Origin of the sequence: Rhodococcoides navarretei (assembly GCF_038069675.1) — a bacterium.
Classification (GTDB): Bacteria; Actinomycetota; Actinomycetes; order Mycobacteriales; family Mycobacteriaceae; genus Rhodococcoides; species Rhodococcoides navarretei.
This window is the reverse complement of record NZ_JBBPCN010000001.1, coordinates 3,989,320-4,009,959: the sequence shown is the minus strand read 5'-3', so window position 1 is coordinate 4,009,959 and position 20,640 is coordinate 3,989,320. Positions and strand designations below refer to the sequence as shown.

The 20,640-nt window shown below is 64.0% G+C and carries 21 protein-coding genes and 4 tRNA genes; 13 read left to right on the top strand and 12 right to left on the bottom strand.

Annotated features, from left to right (window positions below; all coding sequences use genetic code 11):
- The first annotated feature begins 49 nt into the window (after positions 1-49).
- The 6 genes from AABD04_RS18825 (at position 50) to pstB (ending at position 5,868) form a co-directional block, all read left to right on the top strand.
- Entirely contained in the window at positions 50-811 is a 762-nt protein-coding gene (locus tag AABD04_RS18825; RefSeq protein ID WP_243593826.1) for a winged helix-turn-helix transcriptional regulator, read from the top strand.
- The gene (gene mshD / locus AABD04_RS18820) at positions 812-1,717 is read left to right on the top strand and encodes a mycothiol synthase (protein WP_341442088.1); all 906 of its coding nucleotides are present in this window, start codon (positions 812-814) and stop codon (positions 1,715-1,717) included.
- 202 nt (positions 1,718-1,919) lie between these two features.
- Complete coding sequence (pstS, locus tag AABD04_RS18815; protein ID WP_341442087.1) at positions 1,920-3,017, top strand: phosphate ABC transporter substrate-binding protein PstS; 1,098 nt, start codon at positions 1,920-1,922, stop codon at positions 3,015-3,017.
- Between the two features lie 87 nt (positions 3,018-3,104).
- Complete coding sequence (gene pstC, locus AABD04_RS18810; protein WP_341442086.1) at positions 3,105-4,142, top strand: phosphate ABC transporter permease subunit PstC; 1,038 nt, start codon at positions 3,105-3,107, stop codon at positions 4,140-4,142.
- Positions 4,143-4,145: 3 nt separating this feature from the next.
- Positions 4,146-5,054: a phosphate ABC transporter permease PstA gene (pstA, locus tag AABD04_RS18805; RefSeq protein ID WP_341442085.1), complete on the top strand. Its 909-nt coding sequence runs from the start codon at positions 4,146-4,148 to the stop codon at positions 5,052-5,054.
- 37 nt (positions 5,055-5,091) lie between these two features.
- On the top strand, positions 5,092-5,868 hold the full coding sequence (pstB, locus tag AABD04_RS18800) for a phosphate ABC transporter ATP-binding protein PstB (protein WP_121870781.1): 777 nt from the start codon (positions 5,092-5,094) through the stop codon (positions 5,866-5,868).
- 137 nt (positions 5,869-6,005) lie between these two features.
- On the opposite strand, the gene phoU is transcribed toward pstB, so the two are convergent.
- The 6 genes from phoU to AABD04_RS18770 form a co-directional block, all read right to left on the bottom strand.
- Positions 6,006-6,680: a phosphate signaling complex protein PhoU gene (gene phoU, locus AABD04_RS18795; RefSeq protein ID WP_094639310.1), complete on the bottom strand. Its 675-nt coding sequence runs from the start codon at positions 6,678-6,680 to the stop codon at positions 6,006-6,008.
- Positions 6,681-6,746: 66 nt separating this feature from the next.
- Entirely contained in the window at positions 6,747-8,690 is a 1,944-nt protein-coding gene (locus AABD04_RS18790; protein WP_341442084.1) for an LCP family protein, read from the bottom strand.
- Between the two features lie 118 nt (positions 8,691-8,808).
- A complete protein-coding gene (gene dusB / locus AABD04_RS18785; RefSeq protein WP_341442083.1) occupies positions 8,809-9,948 on the bottom strand; it encodes a tRNA dihydrouridine synthase DusB in 1,140 nt (379 codons plus the stop codon).
- Positions 9,949-10,042: 94 nt separating this feature from the next.
- Positions 10,043-10,999 carry an acyl-ACP desaturase gene (locus AABD04_RS18780; RefSeq protein ID WP_032381649.1) on the bottom strand — a complete coding sequence of 319 codons (957 nt, stop codon included), beginning with the start codon at positions 10,997-10,999 and terminating at the stop codon, positions 10,043-10,045.
- 271 nt (positions 11,000-11,270) lie between these two features.
- Positions 11,271-11,346, bottom strand: a tRNA-Lys gene (locus tag AABD04_RS18775).
- A 67-nt stretch (positions 11,347-11,413) separates the two neighbouring features.
- Positions 11,414-12,667 (bottom strand): lipase family protein, encoded by a 1,254-nt coding sequence (locus AABD04_RS18770; protein ID WP_423228168.1) that lies wholly within the window; start codon positions 12,665-12,667, stop codon positions 11,414-11,416.
- A gap of 655 nt (positions 12,668-13,322) precedes the next feature.
- Here AABD04_RS18770 and AABD04_RS18765 point away from each other — a divergent pair.
- From AABD04_RS18765 to AABD04_RS18740, 6 genes are all read left to right on the top strand, one after another.
- Positions 13,323-13,991, top strand: coding sequence for a TetR/AcrR family transcriptional regulator (locus AABD04_RS18765; protein ID WP_341442081.1), 669 nt, complete (start codon positions 13,323-13,325; stop codon positions 13,989-13,991).
- A gap of 79 nt (positions 13,992-14,070) precedes the next feature.
- Positions 14,071-14,143 (top strand) — tRNA-Glu (locus tag AABD04_RS18760).
- Between the two features lie 122 nt (positions 14,144-14,265).
- Positions 14,266-14,339 (top strand) — tRNA-Asp (locus AABD04_RS18755).
- 56 nt (positions 14,340-14,395) lie between these two features.
- Positions 14,396-14,469, top strand: a tRNA-Phe gene (locus tag AABD04_RS18750).
- 103 nt (positions 14,470-14,572) lie between these two features.
- The gene (locus AABD04_RS18745) at positions 14,573-15,142 is read left to right on the top strand and encodes a DUF6584 family protein (RefSeq protein ID WP_243593817.1); all 570 of its coding nucleotides are present in this window, start codon (positions 14,573-14,575) and stop codon (positions 15,140-15,142) included.
- An 85-nt stretch (positions 15,143-15,227) separates the two neighbouring features.
- Positions 15,228-15,530, top strand: coding sequence for a hypothetical protein (locus AABD04_RS18740; protein ID WP_243593816.1), 303 nt, complete (start codon positions 15,228-15,230; stop codon positions 15,528-15,530).
- 12 nt (positions 15,531-15,542) lie between these two features.
- Here the strand turns inward: AABD04_RS18740 and AABD04_RS18735 are convergent, their stop codons facing one another.
- Positions 15,543-15,842, bottom strand: a complete 300-nt coding sequence (locus tag AABD04_RS18735; RefSeq protein WP_243593815.1) for an ANTAR domain-containing protein — start codon at positions 15,840-15,842, stop codon at positions 15,543-15,545.
- Positions 15,843-15,931: 89 nt separating this feature from the next.
- Positions 15,932-16,516 carry a helix-turn-helix domain-containing protein gene (locus AABD04_RS18730; protein WP_341442080.1) on the bottom strand — a complete coding sequence of 195 codons (585 nt, stop codon included), beginning with the start codon at positions 16,514-16,516 and terminating at the stop codon, positions 15,932-15,934.
- A gap of 99 nt (positions 16,517-16,615) precedes the next feature.
- Here AABD04_RS18730 and AABD04_RS18725 point away from each other — a divergent pair, with 99 nt between their 5' ends.
- Complete coding sequence (locus AABD04_RS18725) at positions 16,616-17,734, top strand: hypothetical protein (RefSeq protein ID WP_341442079.1); 1,119 nt, start codon at positions 16,616-16,618, stop codon at positions 17,732-17,734.
- Here AABD04_RS18725 and AABD04_RS18720 read toward each other — a convergent pair.
- The 4 genes from AABD04_RS18720 to AABD04_RS18705 form a co-directional block, all read right to left on the bottom strand.
- Positions 17,661-18,578: a pseudouridine synthase gene (locus AABD04_RS18720; protein ID WP_341442078.1), complete on the bottom strand. Its 918-nt coding sequence runs from the start codon at positions 18,576-18,578 to the stop codon at positions 17,661-17,663. The two genes, AABD04_RS18725 and AABD04_RS18720, sit on opposite strands and share 74 nt — an antisense overlap.
- A gap of 89 nt (positions 18,579-18,667) precedes the next feature.
- Positions 18,668-19,663 (bottom strand): NADP-dependent oxidoreductase, encoded by a 996-nt coding sequence (locus tag AABD04_RS18715; protein WP_341442077.1) that lies wholly within the window; start codon positions 19,661-19,663, stop codon positions 18,668-18,670.
- Between the two features lie 11 nt (positions 19,664-19,674).
- Positions 19,675-20,100, bottom strand: coding sequence for an organic hydroperoxide resistance protein (locus tag AABD04_RS18710; RefSeq protein WP_341442076.1), 426 nt, complete (start codon positions 20,098-20,100; stop codon positions 19,675-19,677).
- Entirely contained in the window at positions 20,097-20,555 is a 459-nt protein-coding gene (locus AABD04_RS18705; protein WP_341442075.1) for a MarR family winged helix-turn-helix transcriptional regulator, read from the bottom strand. The genes AABD04_RS18710 and AABD04_RS18705 overlap by 4 nt, the downstream gene beginning before the upstream one ends.
- Between the last annotated feature and the right edge of the window lie 85 nt (positions 20,556-20,640).

Genomic DNA, 20,640 nt, shown 5'->3' with positions numbered 1-20,640 from the left:
CTCGAGTCCAGTCTGGGCTGGACCGGCAAGCAGCAAGAACGGAGACGCAGTGGAGCTCCTACTACTGACCTCCGATCCCGATCCGGAGGGCGTTCTGCCGTCCCTCGCTCTTCTGGCGCACCACGTACGTCCGGTACCCACCGAGGTGTCCTCGCTTCTCGAAGCCGGTTCGGCAGACATCGCGCTCGTCGACGCCCGTACCGATCTGGCTGCGGCCCGTGGCCTGTGTCGGCTGCTCGGAAGTACCGGATCGGCCATCCCCGTCGTCGCGGTCCTCACCGAAGGCGGCCTCGTCGCGGTCAACTCCGACTGGGGCCTGGACGACATCCTGCTGCCCGGCACCGGTCCGGCGGAACTGGACGCTCGACTGCGGTTGCTCGTCGGCCGTAGCGGCGGAGTTGCCAGCCCCGAGACCTCCGGCAAGATCACGCTCGGTGAACTGGTCATCGACGAGGGCACCTACACCGCGCGACTGCGAGGTCGTCCACTCGACCTCACGTACAAGGAATTCGAGCTGCTCAAGTATCTGGCTCAGCACGCGGGGCGGGTGTTCACCCGCGCCCAGCTCCTTCAGGAAGTGTGGGGCTACGACTTCTTCGGTGGCACGCGCACCGTCGACGTCCATGTTCGACGCCTCCGCGCCAAGCTCGGTACCGAGTACGAGTCCCTCATCGGTACGGTGCGCAACGTGGGATACAAGGCTGTCCGACCGGCGCGCAACTCCAAGGGTGGACCGGCGGCCTCGGATCCTGCGGGCAGGGATTCCGACGATGCGGAATTCGAGTTCGAGCAAGAGAGTACTCTCTCGTAGATGAGTTCGGATTTTGCGTACGGCGTCCATTCGATCGACGACGGCGCACCGTCTTCGCGCGTATCCCAGGAGATACATCGAATCCTTTCCCGCGCAACCGAAGTCGATGGCACTGCACCCTTGTCCGAGCAGGCGGTGAAGGCGGTCGACGACGGTGACGAGGTCGTTCGTCTCGTCGCCACCGAGGGCGATCGTGTCGTCGGCTACGTCGGAATCGCCGACGGAATGGCCGAGGCCGTCGTCGATCCTCCTTCTCGCGGTCGCGGAGTCGGGAGCGAATTGGTCTCTCGCGCACTCGATGTCGCGTCCGGAACTCGGGTGTGGGCGCACGGCAACCTGCCCGCGGCGCAGGCCGTCGCGGCGCGGCTCGGGTTGACGGTGGTTCGTGAGCTGCTGCAGATGCGTCGGGCAGCCGCACACCCTGATCTGCCGGATGTCGTTGTGCCGGAGAGCATTACGCTGCGGACCTATCGAGGCCATCAAGACGATGCCGAGCTGCTGCGGGTGAACAATGCGGCATTTTCGTGGCACCCCGAGCAGGGTGGCTGGACCGATCGCGACATCGCCTCGCGCCGCGACGAATCGTGGTTCGATCCGGCGGGCCTTTTCTTGGCCTTCGAGGAGGGCAGTGACCGCCTGCTCGGGTTCCACTGGACGAAGGTCCACCCGGCCGAGGGTGTCGAACCGGCCATCGGTGAGGTCTACGTGGTCGGCATCGACCCGCAGTCGCAGGGTCGTGGTCTCGGTCGAGTTCTCACGCTGGCCGGCCTGCATTACCTGCGCAACCGCGAACTGGGCCAGATCATGCTCTACGTCGAGGCCGACAACACCGCTGCCGTCCACACGTACACCAAGCTGGGCTTCGAGAACTTCCACGTGGACGCCGCATACGCGCGCAACGTCTGAAACGGACATAACCACTGGGGTGTTCATCTTCCGTTCACCCGCGCGGGGGTAAACGTCTACCACCTGCCCCTACCTTTCTCCATGGGCGGCAACTACGTCGCCTGGTGCGAGGTTCTCTTGTCGAGCCGGCACCCACACAGCCACAGCGCGGCCGATCAGGTCCGAGCCGTGGACACGGCCCAAGATTCCTCGGAGGAAACAGGTGAACCTCAAGCGCAACGGTGCTCTCATGAGCGCAGTGGCCATCAGTGCCATGTTGCTGACCGCATGCGGTAGCGACGCGAACGTCGAGACCGTCGGCGCGGAAGATTCTTCCGCCTCGTGCGAGGGCAAGTCTCCGCTCACGGGCGAAGGATCTTCTGCTCAGCAGAACGCGATGTCCAACTTCACCTCGGTCTACTCGAGCGTCTGCTCCGGCAAGTCCGTCGAGTACACCACCAGCGGCTCGGGCAACGGTCGTACGCAGTTCGTCGCCGGTCTGGTCGACTTCGCCGGCTCCGACTCCGCGATCAAGGACGAGCAGGCAGCCGACGCGGCCACTCGCTGCGACAGCAACCCTGCCTGGAACCTGCCACTGGTCTTCGGCCCGGTCGCAGTGGCGTACAACCTCGACGGTGTCGACAACCTGGTGCTCACGCCCGATGTGACCGCACGGATGTTCACCGGTCAGATCACCACCTGGAACGATCCCGCGATCGCCGCCCTCAACGAAGGCGTCGACCTGCCGGCCACCCCGATCACCCCGGTCTATCGCTCCGACTCCTCGGGCACCAGCGACAACTTCCAGCGCTTCCTCAGTGATGCAGCTCCGGAGGCATGGACCCTCGATCACAGCTCCGATTGGGCCGGCGGCGTCGGCGAAGGTGCCAACGGATCCTCGGGCGTCGCCCAGGCCGTGTCCGGAACTCCGGGCTCGGTTACGTACGTCGAGTTCGGTTTCGTGGAGCAGGAAGGCCTGAGCGCCGCGAACATCGACTTCGGCAACGGACCGGTCGAGTTGAGCACCGAGACCGCCGCGGCAGCCATCGACGCCGTGACCTTCTCCGGTGAGGGCAACGACCTCGTGCTCGACCTCGACACGCTCTACGCCAGCAACGAGGCCGACAGCTACCCGTTGGTGCTCGCGACCTACGAGATCGTCTGCTCGGCCGGCTACGACGCCGACACCTCGGCAGCAGTCAAGTCGTTCCTGCTCAGCGCCGCGAACGAAGGCCAGGAAGGCCTCGAAGCAGCTGGCTACGTGCCGCTGCCGGACCGCTTCAAGGAGCGCCTGATCACCGCCATCGAAGCAATCGCCTGATTCAATGAGACGTAACCTTGCTTCGGCTCGCGAAAATGCGAGCCGAAGCAAGACCGTCCTCGACCTCCACACGAGACAGTGAGCGGTATGAGCGACACCCACTCGATGACCGGCGTCCCCTCCGCGGCTAGCGTGCCGACTGCGGGTGCCGCGCACAAACCGGAAGAACCACAATTGTCCGACAAGAAAAAATCGGGGACCGTCACCCGCCCCGGTGACAGGATCTTCTCCGGCCTCGCCACGGGCTCGGGTATCTTCATCATCGCCCTGATCGCCGCCGTGGGTATCTTCCTGGTCTGGCGCGCGATCCCCTCACTGTCGAACAACACGGTCAACTTCCTGACCTACAACGGTGCCTGGGACACGTCCAACACCTCGGCCATGGTGTTCGGTGTTCTCGATCTGTTCCTGGTGACCATCACGGTGTCGCTGTTCGCGCTCGTCCTCGCGATGCCCGTCGCACTCGGCATCGCCATCTACTTGACGAACTACGCGCCCAAGCGAATCGCCGGCCCGCTCGGTTACGTCATCGACCTACTCGCCGCCGTCCCGTCGATCGTCTTCGGCCTCTGGGGCCTGTACGTTCTGGCTCCGGTGATCAGCCCGTTCGCCGAGTGGCTCAACACCAACCTGGGGTGGTTTCCCCTCTTCGGTACCGGGTCGGTCTCCATCGCCGGTGGCGGCACCATCTTCACCGGTGGCATCGTGCTCGCCGTGATGATCCTGCCGATCATCGCCGCCGTCACTCGCGAAGTGTTCATGCAGACCCCGAAGGGGCAGATCGAAGCCGCTCTCGCACTCGGGGCCACTCGTTGGGAGGTCGTGCGGACCACGGTTATTCCGTTCGGCAAGTCCGGTTACGTCAGCGGTTCCATGCTCGGTCTCGGTCGCGCACTCGGTGAGACCATCGCGCTGTACATCATCATCCGCAGCACCCAGGAGACCTTCGGCGGAACGCTGTTCGACGGAGGTTCCACCTTCGCGACCAAGATCGCTCTGGCCGCGGGCGAGTTCAACAACCCGCTCCAAGCCGGTGCCTACATCGCCGCAGGTCTGGTGCTCTTCATTCTGACGTTCGTCGTCAACGCCGGTGCCCGCGCCGCCATCGCCGGAAAGAAGGACTGACCCATGACCGCAACCATGGACAAGCCCGTCAAGGAACCCACGTTCCAGGGCGTCAGCGCTCGGCGCAAGGCGTCGAACCTCTCGGCGACGATCCTCGTCACCCTCTCGGTGCTGGTGGCACTCGTCCCGCTGATCTGGGTGCTCTTCACGGTCATCTCTCGCGGACTGTCCGCGGTGGTCTCACCCACCTGGTGGCAGAACTCGCAGGCCGGAATCACCCAGTTCATCGCAGGTGGCGGTGCTTACCACGCCATCGTCGGAACGCTCCTGCAAGGACTCTTCTGCGCCGCCATCTCCATTCCGATCGGCATCTTCGTCGCCATCTACCTCGTCGAATACGGCGTGGGCACCAAACTGGCCAAGGTCACCACGTTCATGGTCGACATCCTCACCGGTGTGCCGTCCATCGTCGCGGCCCTGTTCATCTATGCGCTGTGGATCGCCACCTTCGGATTCCAGCGATCCGGTCTGGCCGTCGCATTCGCTCTGGTTCTGCTGATGATCCCCGTGATCGTGCGTTCGGCCGAGGAAATGCTGCGCATCGTCCCTCAGGATCTGCGCGAGGCGTCCTACGCGCTCGGTGTGCCGAAGTGGAAGACGATCGCCAAGATCGTCATCCCCACCGCCCTGTCCGGCATCGTCACCGGCATCATGCTCGCCCTGGCCCGCGTGATGGGTGAGACGGCACCGGTGCTGATCCTGGTGGGATCGGCCACCGCCATCAACTTCAACATCTTCGAGGGGCCGCAGACGTCTCTGCCGCTCATGATGGTCGACCTGCAGAAAGCAGGAACCGGCGTGCTCACCGCTGAGCGCATGTGGGGAGCAGCCCTGACGCTGATCCTGATCGTCGCAATACTCAACATCGGCGCGAAGTTGGTCTCGAAGTTCTTCTCGCCCAAGAACTTCTGACCCACCCGACTCCAGCGAATTCTAAGGAACGAAGAACATGGCAAAGCGTCTCGATCTCAAGGACGTCAACATCTACTACGGCAAGTTCCATGCCGTCTCCGACGTCACTCTGGCCGTACCGCCGCGCAGCGTCACCGCGTTCATCGGACCGTCCGGCTGCGGTAAGTCGACCGTCCTGCGTTCGCTCAACCGCATGCACGAGGTCACCCCCGGTGCCCGCGTCGAAGGTTCGGTGCTGCTCGACGGCGAGGACATCTACGGCGGTGGCGTCGACCCGGTGGGTGTGCGTCGCACCATCGGCATGGTCTTCCAGCGCCCCAACCCGTTCCCGACGATGTCGATCAGGGACAACGTCGTCGCAGGCCTGAAGCTGCAGGGCGGCCGTGGCAAGAAGGAACTCGACGAGATCGCCGAGCGCTCGCTCAAGGGTGCCAATCTCTGGACCGAGGTCAAGGATCGCCTCGACAAGCCCGGTGGCGGCCTCTCCGGCGGACAGCAGCAGCGTCTGTGCATCGCTCGCGCGATCGCCGTCTCGCCCGACGTCCTGCTGATGGACGAGCCGTGCTCGGCCCTCGACCCCATCTCGACCCTCGCGATCGAGGACCTGATCCAGGAACTCAAGCAGGACTTCACGATCGTGATCGTCACGCACAACATGCAGCAGGCCGCACGAGTCAGCGATCAGACCGGCTTCTTCAACCTCGAGGCGACCGGCAAGCCCGGCAAGCTCATCGAGATCGACGACACCGAGAAGATCTTCTCCAACCCGACGCAGAAGGCCACCGAGGACTACATCTCCGGCCGCTTCGGATAAACCGCACACCGACGCGAGAACCCCCGCAGAGCGAAAGCTCTCCGGGGGTTCTCGCGTTCGTGTCTGCGCTCGTGTGCTCCGATACGAAAGCCGAGTAGCGCTGCAGCAGCGCTACTCGGTCTCGATGAGAGTGGGTCCTACGAGGTGGGGATGTTGTTGTGGCTCAGGTCGACGGGCAGTTCACCCGTCACCAGGAAGATCACTCGACGCCCGACCTCGACGGCATGATCGGCGAACCGCTCGTAGAAGCGTCCCAGCAAGGTCACGTCCACTGCCGCAGCGACGCCGTGGCTCCACTCGCGGTCCATCAGCACCGTGAAGAGGTGACGGTGCAGATCGTCCATTGCCTCGTCCTCCTCCTGCAGCTTCGCGGCGCGCTCGGGATCGCGGGTCTCGAGGACCTCGCGGGCCGAAGCACCGATCTGAACGGCGAGGCGACCCATCTCGGCGAAGTACCCGTTGACGACCTCGGGGAGGGCGTGGTTCGGGTGCCTGCGGCGGGTGATCTTGGCGACGTGCAGTGCGAGTGCGCCCATACGGTCGATGTCAGCAACGATCTGAATGCCGGCCACCACCGAACGGAGATCGCCTGCGACCGGAGCCTGCAGGGCGAGAAGCGTGAAGGCCTTTTCCTCGCACACCGCGCTGAGCTCGGTGATCCTGTCGTGTTCGGAAATGACCTGCTCGGCGAGCACCAGGTCTGCTTGAAGGAGAGACTGAGTGGCCTTTTCCATGGCCGCACCAGCCAGGCTCGCCATTTCTCCGAGGAGATCGGCAAGCTCGTTCATCTGTTCGTTGTAGGCGACGCGCATGAGCGAAGTTTAGTAGGTCACACCGACCAGTTCTCTGTCCCGAGGGTTAACGGAGCATGAATGAAGTCAGGCGCACGTGTCGTCGGCGGCGTTGGTGTACGACAGATCCTCCGGAAGGGGCGCACTCTGGGTGGTGCCTTCCACCTGAGTGGGATCGATTTCGGTACCGAACTCCGTCGGGTACTGGGTGTATCCGGGATAGTTCGAGCCGAGCACGACCTCGACGACATTGTTCAAACTCGGTGCCAGCTCGATGGCAGCGCCGGGGATGGCCGATGCGACCGTCGCCGCAGCGGCTTCTTGATCCGGGGAATAGCGCACCACGGTCTGCGCGGCGGTGCCCGAGAAGTTGCCGACTGCCAGGATCTGGAACCCGTAGACCGCGAGTTCGTCGGATGCCGTCTGAGCCATACCGGCGATGTCGGAAGCGTTGGACACCTGCAGTGAGACGGTTCCCGGATCGACGGCCAACAGCGGTGCGTCGGGAGCGGCGGCAGGTGCGGGCTCTTCGGGAGTGACCGGTTCCGCGCGTTCCTCACCGGGCAACGGAGCGTCGTCGATGATGGCCCGGAAGATCGCACCGATCGCGTCGTCGTTGGGGATCTCGTTGCCGTAGTCGTTGGTCCCTGTGGTGGGGATGGTCAGGAACGTGACCGCACCCGCGTCCACGTTCTGCAGCGAGCGACCGAGCGTCACCAGATCCTGGGTCTTGACGTTCTCCACGAAGGTGTCCGAGGTGAAGGCATTGACGAACCCGTTGAGCTTGCCCGGATCGAGCAACACGTTGTTCGACAGAGCCGATCTGAGCAGCGACGACAGGAAACGTTGCTGTCTCTTGATCCGGCCGTAGTCGCCGTTGCCCTCGGATTCGACGTTGCGCGCCCGAACGTAGTTCAGTGCGGTCCGGCCGTCGACCCGCTGTGTTCCGACGTTGGGGAGGATATTTCCGAGTTCGTAGTCGAACAGGGGTTGCGCGGTGCAGACCTCGACACCACCGACCTCGTCGACCATGGACTCGAACCCGGCGAAGTCCATCCCGACGAAATGCCCGATCCGCAGGCCCGAGATCTTCTGTATGGTCTTGACCAGGCACTTCGGGCCACCGAGGGCATAGGTGGCATTGAGCTTGTCGCCATATGCCTCCGGGAACATCTCCCCGGTGTAGGTATTGGTGTCGTTGTCGAACTGCTCGCACTCGGGGCGGGTCACATCGAGATCTCGCGGGAACGACACGGCGACGACGCGACTGCGATCGGCCGGAATGTTGACGAGCATGATCGTGTCCGAGCGGGCCCCTTCGGCGTCGGCGACGGTGCCCGCACCCACCTTGCCGCTGGCACCGGTGCGGGTATCGGTACCCACGATCAGGTAGGTCTCGTCGCCGTACTGGCCTGCGGCGTCGACGACGTCCGCCGAATCGGGATCGAGCGCAGCGACCTGGAGAAAGCCCTGGTCGGTGTTGCGGAGATATCCCCACACCACTCCGGTCAGGGCCACCGCCAGGATCGCGACGAGGGAGACAATGCTTCGGCCGATCACCCGCACCCGACGGCGTCGACGTACCCGGCTCATCGCCAATCGCGTCAATGCGGGGCGATCGGCTGTATGCGCGCCCACCGGTTCCGGTGCCGCATGTGGCGGCGGCGGCGGCGTTGGCGGCGTCCGGGTAGGCGAGGGCGTGGAATCGGTGACCGGGGCGATGACCTCGGTCGGCTCTTCGACGTCGGGACGGTCGGCCGGCGCCTCTCGCATCGGTCCCGAGCGCGACATCTTGTCCACCAACTCGGCAACGGAGACGGTATCCGCGTTACGCGGCGATCGTTTGCCGAGCCTGCCGCTGTCTCCTGGCTGCGGGGGTGACTCCGAGTCGGGAGTGGCAGGTCGCTCGGAGCGGGAGGGGCGCTGACCGGACCGTCCGATTGCGCCGTTTCGTCCGATTGAGGACAGTGGGCGCTCCCATGGGGCGCGACCCTCGGGCACAGACGGGCCCGACTCTCGATCGTCTCCCACGAATTCGAACCTGGCCTTCCATCACACGCACGCGCCGTCTACTCGGCAATCCCAGCCATAGTACTGACTCGAGCGGCATGGTCCACTCGTGCGAGGTGGGCTGCTGGTCAGCTGCGAATCAGCCGCCGGAATGCATCAGTTCGGCACCGGCGGGGACACAGACGTCCTCCGGATCGTCGAGCCACCCGTCGGGCAGCGACACCGCGCCCGGTGAACCCTGCCGACCACGGGGGCCCTCGGCGTCCTTGGGAAACGGAACGGTCGGATCGAGTTGTGCCAGAAGATCGTCCAGTTCGGCGAGTGTGGACACCAACGCCATCGAGACTCGAAGATCCGAACCTGCGGGGAAGCCGCGGAGGTACCAGGAGACGTGCTTGCGCAGCTCGCGCAGGCCCTTCTTCTCACCATGATGTTCTGCGAGCAACTCGGCATGCCGAGCGATGATGGTGGCCACCTCGCCGAGGGTGGGTGGAGTGGGCTCGGGTCGGCCGTTCAAGCGGGCGCTGAGTTCAGCGAACAGCCACGGCCTGCCCAGACAACCTCGCCCCACGACGACGCCGTCGCACCCGGTCTCGGCCATCATCCGGACCGCGTCGGACGCCGAGAAGATGTCTCCGTTGCCCAGCACTGGGATGCCGGAGACATGTTCCTTGAGTCGAGCGATCTCGTTCCAGTCGGCTGTGCCGGAGTACCGCTGCGAGGCGGTTCGGGCGTGCAACGCCACCGCTGCGGCACCCTCGTCGGCGGCGATTCTGCCCGCGTCGAGGTGCGTGTGGTGGTTCTCGTCGATGCCGACGCGGAACTTGACGGTGACGGGGATGTCGGTGCCCTCGGTCGCCTTGACTGCGGCAGCAACGATGCGACCGAACAGGTTTCGCTTGTAGGGCAGCGCTGCGCCGCCGCCTTTGCGGGTGACCTTCGGAACCGGGCAGCCGAAGTTCATGTCGATGTGATCGGCCAGGTTGTCGTCGACGATCATCTTCGCTGCGGCGTAGGTGGTGTCCGGATCGACGGTGTAGAGCTGCAGCGACCGCGGAGTCTCGGTGGGGGCGAAGGTCGTCATGTGCATCGTGGCCGGCTGCCGCTCGACGAGCGCGCGAGCGGTGACCATCTCGCAGACGTACAGACCCGACGTGCTGCCTGCCCGCTCCAGCTCCTGCTCCCGGCACAGAGTGCGGAAGGCCACGTTGGTGACGCCGGCCATCGGTGCGAGGACGACGGGGCTGCGCAACTCGAGTGAGCCGATCTGCAATGTCATGGAAAACAAGCCTTTGGAACGGAGGGAGAACTGTCAGGAGAAAAAAGCGTGCCCGGCACCGAAGTCGGTACCGGGCACACCAGTCGATCGAAGACTACGACGCGCGTGCTTCGGCCTTCGCGCGTTCGCGGGCGAGGGAGCGATCGCGCATTTCCTCGAACTTGGTGGCCTGACGTTCGAGGTCTTCGAGGAACGCGGCGAGTTCTTCGCGCTTGTTCTCACCGCGGGCGGTGAAGTCGTTGCGCTCGAACACGCTCCACTTGCGCAGCACCGGCCAGACGACGTCCTCGAGGTGCTGACGCAGGTCGTAGATGCCGTGCTTGGCCATGAGAACACCGTTGCGGCGGAAGTTCGGCATTCCGGCACCGGGCATGACGAAGTTCGTCACGATGTCCGAGACCGCGTCGAGGGTCTGGTCGGGGGCGATGTCCATCGCCGCACCGGTGATGTTGCGGTAGAAGATCATGTGCAGGTTCTCGTCGGCGGCGATGCGCTGGAGCATGCGGTCGGCGATCGGATCGTCGCAGACCTTGCCGGTGTTGCGGTGCGAGACGCGGGTGGCGAGTTCCTGGAAGGTCACGTAGGCGACCGAGTGCAGCAGACCCGTCTGCGAGCCTGCCGGTGAGGCGAACCCGTTGGTCATGTGGATCATCCGGGCCTCTTCGAGGGCGACGGGATCGACGCCGCGGGTGACGACGAGGTAGTCGCGCATGACGATGCCGTGGCGGTTCTCCTCGGCGGTCCAGCGACCGACCCAGGTTCCCCAGGCACCGTCCTGGGAGAAGTTCTCGGCGATCTCACGGTGGTAGGACGGCAGGTTGTCCTCGGTGAGCAGGTTGGTGATCATCGCGGCCTGTGCGACGTCGGAGAGTTTGGACTGCTCCGGGTCGTAGTCCTTGCCGCCGAGTGCGGCGAAGTTCCGGCCCTCGTCCCACGGAACGTAGTCGTGAGGGTGCCACTCCCGCGCCATCGAAATGTGACGGTTCACATTGTCCTCGGCAGTGGGCACCAGCTCTTGCAAAAGCTCGAGCTGTGTCAGATCCCTCGCCATTAGATCGCCTCCATAGATTGCGTACGACCGGTCCAGCTTACGGCACCGTAGGTTCGGTGTGAACCTCGTCGCGCCTGTTCACTTGCTGTTCCGGCGGTCGTGGTGTTCGGTGTCGATCGACGCGAAGTGCCCCCGGAGCGTCGATCTTCCGGCCGGCCCTCGCGAATCGACGACCGCTGCAGTTCCTCTTGCACGTCGCTCGATCTCGTCCGATCGTTACGTCCGAGTGTACGTTCCGAACAGGTGTGACCACTGTTACCCGGACGGTGTGTGGTGCCCCCAGTAGGACTCGAACCTACGACCTGCGGATTAAAAGTCCGTAGCTCTACCAACTGAGCTATAGGGGCGCGGCTCGAAAGTGTAACGGGCCGCGCAGCGCCGACGGCATGTACCCCCGGCAGTGCTACCGATGGGTCAGCGTCCGAAGCTGCTGCAGCCGTTCGGTGCCGGAATGCCGGCCAGACGGTCGTCGATCCAGGCGTACGCACCGGGTATTCCGGTCACCGCGACAACGAAATGCTCGCCGACGTATTCCTCCAATCGGACGCTCGCGCCGTTGGCGCACCACTCGTCGTACAGGTTCTCGGCCCCTTCCGCGGGTATCCAGAACTCTTGCTGTCCGTGATAGATGAAGACCGGGACGGTCGGTGTCTTGTCTCCACCCATGCGTGTCGACGCGATGATCTGCTCGGCGATCGGCGTCCGATCGACGTTCGGAATATCCGAAAGGGCTTGTGCTGGAATGGGAGCCACCAGGCCTCCAGGGGCGGTGAGATAGATGCACATGTCCTTGGCGATGGTGGCCAGGCGCAGGCCGTTGGCGTTCATCAACGAGAACATCTCGGGATACTCTCGGGCGACGCCGAGTGTGGCCGACAGGAACAGTGTGGAGCCGACCGTCCCGTTGAGCGAATGCAGCAGAATGCGGTAATCGGTGGGTGCACCGCCGAACGCCACGCCGACGAGATTCACGTCCGGGGCGTAGCTGGGAGCCAGCTGCGCGGCCCATCCGGTAGCGATGGCACCTCCGGAGTATCCCGTCGCGGCGATCGGAGACTCTGCAGGCAAGCCCAGTTCGGGCAGTTTCACCATCGCGCGGAGGGAGTCCAGGATGGCGTGGCCCGCCATCGGTCCGGACGCATATCCCTGGCGCGGCCCCTGATGATCGGTGACGACGACGGCGTAGTTCTTCGCCAGGAACGATTGCACCGGAACGATCTCCGGTGCGATTCCGCGAGGGAGGGTCCACGACGGAGCGCAGGTGTTTCCGAGTGAATCGATGGCCATGTTGTACGCCACTACCGGCCGGCTCCCGGGTCCCGTCCACGGTGCCGTGGGCACGATGATCGTGGTGACACCCGCAACCGGCCGATCCTTGGAATCGTTGGTGCGGAACAGGATTTGCGTCGACCTGACGGGGGTGAACAGCGGCCCGACGGTGACGTGTCGAGTTGCCAGGACGGACCCGGGTGGTTGCTGTTCGTAGCCGGCGGGTGGATCGAACCAGGGCTCGCCGAGCGGGGTGGGCAAGTAGAGGGCAGGATCGGGAACAGGGTTCACGAAGTTGCCGATGGGGTCTGAGATCGCCGTGCCGGTTGTCGGGAGCATCAGAAGCGAGACCGCGAAAAGCGTTGTCATGGAACGAAATATTCGGACCGATCCCCTCATGGCATGCACTCGTTTCCGATAGGCAGAGGCGTAAGTGTGATGCATATCACAGTAAGCCGATGTGATCGCGAGGGATGCGTGAAGCGGCGAAAGTATCGAAAACGTTATCTACTTGTCGTTTCGACATCGTTTATGCAACATGCTATTTGGATGCTCTCGTCAAGAGTGCGACTGTAAGGCATTGTTGTGCAATAGATTTAACTTGCTAACGAGCTTGCCGAATCGATCCATCTCGAGACTTGTTATCGGAAAATGTAATTCGGCTTTCAACTGAAAGTGAGGCACGTGCCCGAGGCTGTGGGGCAACGCGTCGAGGGTCCCGTTCTCGGGGTGCCGATCGCACGATGCGCGCGCTCTCGGCTTCGGATCCGGTGCCGACACGGGTAGTCGCGGTGGAGGCGCGATAGGGGCAGGTGGTTGTCGGTGGGCGGTGCCACGGCGGTGAAGCGGCTCGAGTGCGCACCCCCTGCAGCGCACTCGAGCCGCGCAGATCGTACCACCCGGCTTGTTTCTGTTCGCTAACCGATTTTTCTGTCGGCTGCGGTGGCCGAAGCGAACCGCAGGTGAGTCGACTCGAGTGTCGTTCGGGTGAAGTACTCTCTATCTGTACTACCTGTGGATACGCAGGGCGCTTGGGCTCGGAGGCACGGAGTAAATGGCACAACAAGAGCGCGCACGGCGGACCCGGGCGGCCATCGTAGAGGCGGCGGCGGCGGAGTTCGCAAAGCGTGGATACGCAGCGGCATCCGTCAACACCATCTTGGAGGGCTCCAATGCCACCAAGGGTGCGATGTATTTCCATTTCCAGTCGAAGGAAGATCTGGCCAGAGCGGTGCTCGCGGCCGGGCTGGATCGGTACGTCGCCATCACGGAGAAGTGGGCCGACAACACGGCGCATCCCTTCTACGTCATTCGCGGCATCGTGGACGACATAGCGCAGAACTTCCAGAACGACGTGATCGTGCGCGCCGAATTCCGGCTCATAGTCGAGCCGGAGTTCTACGCGGAGGTTCATTCGGGCGGCGGTCGCGTCTGGGGCGCTCAGGGGCACAAGCAGGCAGAGCGCGCCCTGGCGATGGGCGATCTCAAGCCGGAGTTCGACGCAGCCAAGTTCGTCCGAGTGTTGGCCGCGTCGATGGCCGGTCAGCGCTACATGTCGGATCTGGTCGCCGACAACGCCGATCTGCGTGAGCGGTTCGAGGAGTCCGTCGAGGTCGTTCTCCTCGCGATGGCGTCGGAGCGTTGGCTCTCCGAATTCAAACTGCACGGGTGGGAGCATTTCGGCGAAAACTTCGCAAAAACAAGCTCTGACCTGCCGGTTTGAGATTTACAGCGAAAGTGTCCTAAGCTATCCCAGCTCCCAACGGAACGCCGTTGAGGGTAACGTCGAAGCAGTTCGGCGGGCCCCCTTCGTCTAGCGGCCTAGGACGCCGCCCTTTCAAGGCGGTAGCGCGGGTTCGAATCCCGTAGGGGGTACGTAGGAAAGATCGGATTGACAATCCAATCTGCAGTAAGCATTCTCCATCTCGCTCCTGGCGAGGCGCGGATTTGCAGTTCGGAGAGTTGTTGCGCTAGAAATAGCTCGGCAACAACAGCAAGGCCCTGTGGCGCAGTTGGTTAGCGCGCCGCCCTGTCACGGCGGAGGTCGCGGGTTCGAGTCCCGTCAGGGTCGCAACATCGGTACGAAAGTATCGACATTGCGATGGCATTGTTTCACCGGTGCCGCCCGGCCAGGTAGCTCAGTTGGTACGAGCGTCCGCCTGAAAAGCGGAAGGTCGCCGGTTCGATCCCGGCCCTGGCCACTCTAGGTGTTGGATCGACAGGCACCTGGGATCGACAAGAACGATGAAAAGCCCCTCCCGATCCGGAAGGGGCTTTTTCGTGTTCACGCGTTATTGTCGACGCGTGGACGTGATCGAGCGAGCGCAAGAGGATCTGGCGCGAGGAGACAACATCGCGGCCCGGGATCGCCTGGTCTCCGCCCTGGCTCGAAACCCGGCGTCGCCCGGCATTCTCGAACTGCTCGCGTACACGCACCTGGTGCTCGGCGATCGTGCCGCAGCCGGAGCGGCCTGGTTCCTCACCGACATCTCCGACGACGACCCGACGGCGTCTGCCGCCTTCGCGGCGTTGGAGAGGCAGTACCGGTCGCCGTTGGCACTGGCGCAGGCTCTGCCCATCCACGCGCCCTCCGACTGGTACCCCACCCATGCTCGGCTTCGGCTCGAACGGCTCGGAGCCTCGATCGAAGCCAACGGTCAGCGATGGGTGCCACCGCGAGACGTCGTCTACTTCGACGAGGACGGGCTCGACTCGGACGACTTCTACGGCTCGGACGGCGATCAGGACGACTCGGAGTACGACCGCACGGGGTCGAGTTACCGAACGGTGCGTCAGCGTGCGATCGCGGCGACCATCGTCATTGCCATAGCAGCCACCTCGGCATCGGTGGTACTGGCTCTCGTGTTCGGGTGACACCCGGTTCGGAGAAGAACCGCTCGACGCCGAGCGTAGAGTCGCGAAAGAATTTCTGGCCGACGATCGAGGGTGACGGGTATTCATGGGCACAGCGAACGGCGCAGCGTCACCCGCTCCGCGAGACGACAACTACGCCGTCAACCTCGAACAGGCGAGGGTGTTCGCACGGGGACTGGCCGAACACATCGAGACGTGTTCGGCATCCATCGAGCGGGCGCAGTCCAGGGCATTTCGAGCTCGCGCGGAACGCGCCGAAGCTCGTGCCCGAGCGTTCGAGTCCGAGGCGTCGACGCTCAGGACCGAACTGTACGAAATGTACCGACACATCGATGCAATGACGGCCCGCTTCCCGGAGCTGCGGACCGATCCGTCCGTGCGAGGGTAGGTACCTCGGGGATCAGAGGGCTGCGGAGTCGGTGACCAAGCCGAAGGTCGCCTCTGCGCCACGACGGCCGAGTGCCGAGCCCCACACCTCGTACACCGCGTCGGTGGCCGAGGTTCGCTCGATATCGCGGCCCTCCGCGACGGTGATGAGCGTGCGCGAGAGCTCGAACAGGCTGACCCGGTGATTTCTCGCGGTCGTGAACAGCTCCTCGATGGCGTCGGCGACGGATCCGCCGTGGATGCCGATCAGCACTCCGGTTGCGATGTCCACGTCGGTGCGAGATGCAGGCGAATCGGGCAGTCTGTCGGTCATCTTTTTCCTCGAGATGGTGTGGTCGGTGCGGATGACCGAAGCGGATCCTGGCGTCGAGCGGCTTCACTGTCTCATACGGACATGACATTTCATACCGTCGGTTTTGCCCGCACGTGCATTCGCTCACCCTGCGGTCCGAACAAGCTCAGAAGCTCCACAGGCCGATTGCCGACGGCACCGAACCAGTGCGGCACACGAGTGTCGAATTCGGCTGCCTCACCGGCCTTCATCGTCAGATCGTGCTCGCCGAGAATCAGGCGCAGGGTGCCGTCGAGGACGTAGAACCATTCGTAGCCCTCGTGCGTGCGGGGACGCGGCTCCGAGTCTTCGGGGCGGACTACGAGCTTGTACGCCTGCAGGCCGCCGGGACGCAGCGTCAACGGAAGGATGGTGACGTTCTCACGAACCGTGGCGGTGGTGCGCACCCTCGGGTCGGCGACGGGCGGCGCAGTCACCAGATCGTCGAGGGCCATCTGGTGGGCTCGCGCGATCGGCCACAGAAGTTCGAGGCTGGGCTTGCGGTCACCGGATTCGAGCCTCGAGAGCGTGCTGATCGAAATTCCCGTGGTCTCGGACAGCGACGCCAAGGTGGTGTTCTTCTCCATCCTGATGCGCTTGAGGCGGGGACCGAGGCCCGCAATGACTTCGTTCAGGCTGGTGACCGATTCCTTCATACCCCTATTGCAGTTTCAGCAATCAAATTTGTCAAGTGCGGAAATGGTGACTCGGCCGAAACGGCCCGTGAAGGACGGCAGGCGGCACATACTCGATCGATGACCGGTCGTTCGGGGACCACATTTCGCAGCGGCGTGATCCGTGATGTCTACGGCAGTCCTGCGTCCGAGGCATTCATGGTCGTCGCCATCGCGACCATCCTGATCACCAGGGCCTATCTCGAGTTGACCAACTATCCCCAGGTGGGTGGGAAGTCGCTTCACATCGCTCATGCCCTCTACGGCGGAGCGGCGATGATGTTCGCACTTCTCGTCGGATGGATGTTCGTCGGTTTCGGCGTTCGGGTGTTCACTGTGGTGCTCGGCGGTATCGGATTCGGACTGTTCCTCGACGAAGTCGGCAAATTCGTCACCAAGGACAACGACTATTTCTACGGACCCTCGTCAGAGATCATGTACGTCCTGGTGGTCCTGCTGTTGGTGTTCAGCCGGATCGTCCGGGAGTTCCGGCGCCCCTCGGTCGAAGAATCGCTGGCCAACGCGGCTGCCATCGCCGCCGATGGCGTCGCACACGGCCTACCCGAGCATCGACGCGACTGGGCGCTACGGATGGTGGCACGAGCAGAGGCCGAGGGAGCCGATGCGAACACCGTGGCCGGGATCAGGATGTTGCTCGGTACCTGTCGTCGCTCGACGTCACGCACCCACTCCCTGCGTCAGTTCGTTCCCCGGCTGATTCCGGCGTTCTTCACCAGCGCCCGATGGGTTCCCGTCGTCGGTTGGGGATTGGTTCTGGTTTCCGGGGCCGGCGTGGTGTTCGGAATCGTCGAACTCGTCATCGGCGAACTGCACATCGACCGACGAGACCTGGCGATCGACGTCGACGGAATGGGAATCGCCAGTGGACTCCTGTTCGTCAGTGCCTGCCTCACCTTCGCCACGGCGCTGCCGGCGATGCTGAGGTTGCGTTCGGACGGGGCGCTCTGGCCGCTGCGCATCCTCCGTGTCTCCGCGTTGATCTTCACTCTGCTCAACGCTCTCGTGGACTTCGCTCAGGAGGGATTCGCCGCACTGGTGAACGTGGCGATCGGACTGTTCGCGCTCGCGGTCATCTCCCATCGAATCACCGTCCGCACGGTCGAGATCAACTCGGGATCTGCAGTGCTGCAGGAGGGTCGAGTCTCCGATCACTCTCGAATCGGCGAACCAGGCCGCTGAGCGGATCGACGAACTCGATCGAGCGGGCCAGCAGGCGGAGCGGGTCGGAGTAGTCGTCGTCGGCGACGTCGCGGAACGTGGGGTAGAAGTTGTCGCCGACGATCGGAATTCCCAATGAGCACAGATGAAGCCGAAGTTGATGAGTCTTCCCGGTTCGCGGATGCAATCGATACAGGCCGTGGGATCCGACGGTGTCGACCAGATCCACGAGTGTCTCGGCGTTGGGCTCGCCGGGTACCTCTCGGGCCTGAAGAACGCCGCGCTCCTTGATGATTCGGCTGCGTACCGTCAGCGGGAGTTCGAGGTCCTGGGCGAGCGGGGCAATCGCCTCGTACTGCTTGGTGATCGTGCGTTGCGCGAACAATTCCTGGTACGGCCGGCGGGCCTGCTGCCTGACGGTGAACACCAGAACCCCGGCGGTGAGTCGATCCAGCCGATGCGCCGGGCTCAGCTCCGGCAGGTCGAACCGGCGCCGAAGCAGGACCAGGGCCGATCGCGCGATATACGCGCCGCGCGGGGTGGTGGCCAGAAAATGGGGCTTGTCGACCACCAGTAGATTCTCGTCGCGATGGAGGATGTCGAGGGAGAACGGCACCGTCGGCTCCACCGGTGGGTCGCGGTAGAGGTAGATGTCCGCGCGTGGTCTCGCCACCGTTGCCGAATCGACGGGTACGCCTGCCGCGTCGACGATCTCGCCGCAGGCGACCTTCTCGGTCAACCTGGCCGCGTCCTGCGGGAACCGGGCGCACAGGTACTCGAGCACCGTCGCTCCGGTCGCGACGTCGGGCATCCGCACCCGAGTGGGATCGAGACCGTCGCGCAAGGGAAGGGGAGCGGCGGGCATGCGTCGACTCTAATCGTCGACGCATGGAAACACCCCGGTCGGAATTCCCGACCGGGGTGTGGACTGCGGTAGAACTCTTCGGGTCCGAGCTAGATGGTGACGACCATCTTGCCGGTGTTCTCGCCCTTCATCAGTCCGATGAACGCCGAGGGAGCGTTGTCGAGACCGTCGACGACCGTCTCGTCGAACTCGATGGCACCGTCTTTCAGCCACTCGGTCATCTTCGCGCGGAATTCCTCGGTGAGGTGCGCGTAGGAGCCGACGATGAAGCCCTTGAGCGTCAACTCCTTGCCGATGGCCAGCACGAGGTTGCGTGGAGCGGGAGTCGGCTCGGTGGAGTTGTACTGAGCGATGGCTCCGCACATGGCAATTCGGCCGTGCTTGTTCATCGAACCGATGGCGGCTTCGAGGTGCTCGCCGCCGACGTTGTCGAAGTACACGTCGATGCCGTCCGGTGCCGCCTTGCGGAGCTGCTCGGCAACGGGGCCGTCGTGGTAATCGAACGCTGCGTCGAAACCGAGCTCGAGCAGGCGGGCGACCTTGGCGGGCGATCCGGCACTGCCGATGACGCGAGAAGCACCGAGCGCCTTGGCGATCTGGCCGACGAGCGACCCGACTGCCCCGGCAGCGCCGGAGACGAACACGACGTCACCCTCCTTGAACGAGGCGACGTCGGTCAGTCCGGCGTACGCCGTCGTGCCGGTCATTCCCAATGCGCTCAGGTAGGCGGACGCCTTCGCGGCCGAGAGGTCGACCTTGCTTGCGCCGTTGCCCGGGACGATGGCGAGGTCGCGCCAGCCCTTGCCGTGCACAACCGCGTCGCCGACCGCGAATCCGTCGGCCTTGGACTCGACGACCTCACCGACTGCGCCGCCGTCGAGTGGGGCGTCGAGCTGGAACGGCGGGACATAGGACTTGACGTCGTTCATCCGACCACGCATGTACGGATCGACGGACATCACGATGTTGCGGACGAGGATCTGCCCGTCTGCGAGTTCGGGGAGGTCGACGTCCTCCGCGCGAAAGTTGTCTTCGGTCGGCCAGCCTTCTGGGCGGGACGCGAGGTGAATTTCGTGTGCCTTCATGGTGTTTCCTCTTACTCGTCTTCGGCGACGGTGACGGTGACGTCGATGTTGCCGCGGGTGGCGTTGGAGTACGGGCAGACCTGGTGGGCCTTGTCGGCCAGGGCCTGGGCGTTCTCGCGGCTCAGGTTCGGCAGCGTCACCTCGAGGGTGACGGCGAGCTGGAAGCCGCCGTTGTCGTTGGGGCCGATGTCGACGCGAGCGCCGACGGCCGAATCGGTGACGTCCGCCTTGTCCTGACGTGCCACCATCTGCAGTGCGGAGTGGAAGCATGCCGCGTAGCCGGCGGCGAAGAGCTGTTCGGGGTTGGTGCCGTTCCCGTTGCCGCCCATGGCCTCCGGGATGGCGAGATCGAGATCGAGTCGTCCGTCGGAGGTGCGGGCATGGCCGTTGCGGCCTTCACCGGTCGCGAGAGCTTCGGCGGTGTAGATGGTCTTCATGATTCTCCTTTTGTCGTGCCGGAATCGGTGTGATGCAAGGCGCTCGTCAATGCGTCGAGCGACTCTTTGAGCTTGACGAGATCGTCGACGTTCATGCCGGTCTTCTCGGCGAGCTTGCGTGGAATGTCGAGTGCGCGTGCGCGCATGGCGCTTCCGGTCTCGGTCAGGTGGATCTCGACGCGGCGTTCGTCGGTGCTCAGGCGTCGACGCTCGATGAAGCCGAGACCTTCGAGTCGCTTGAGCATCGGCGACAGTGTGCCGGTGTCGAGATCGAGTTCGGCGCAGATGTCCTTGACGCCGCGCCCGTCCTTCTCCCACAGCACCAGCAGTACGAGGTACTGCGGGTACGTGACGCCGAGCTCGTCGAGCATCGGGCGATACACCGCGGTGGTAGCCCGCGAAGCGGAGTACAGCGCGAAGCACACCTGGCGGTCGAGTGCGAGTTCGTTGGTCACGTCCAGAACAGTAGTGCACGGTTAAGTTGTGCGCAACCTATTTGGCCGATGTGCATGGAACTTCGTAGTGGACTACGAAGTTCCA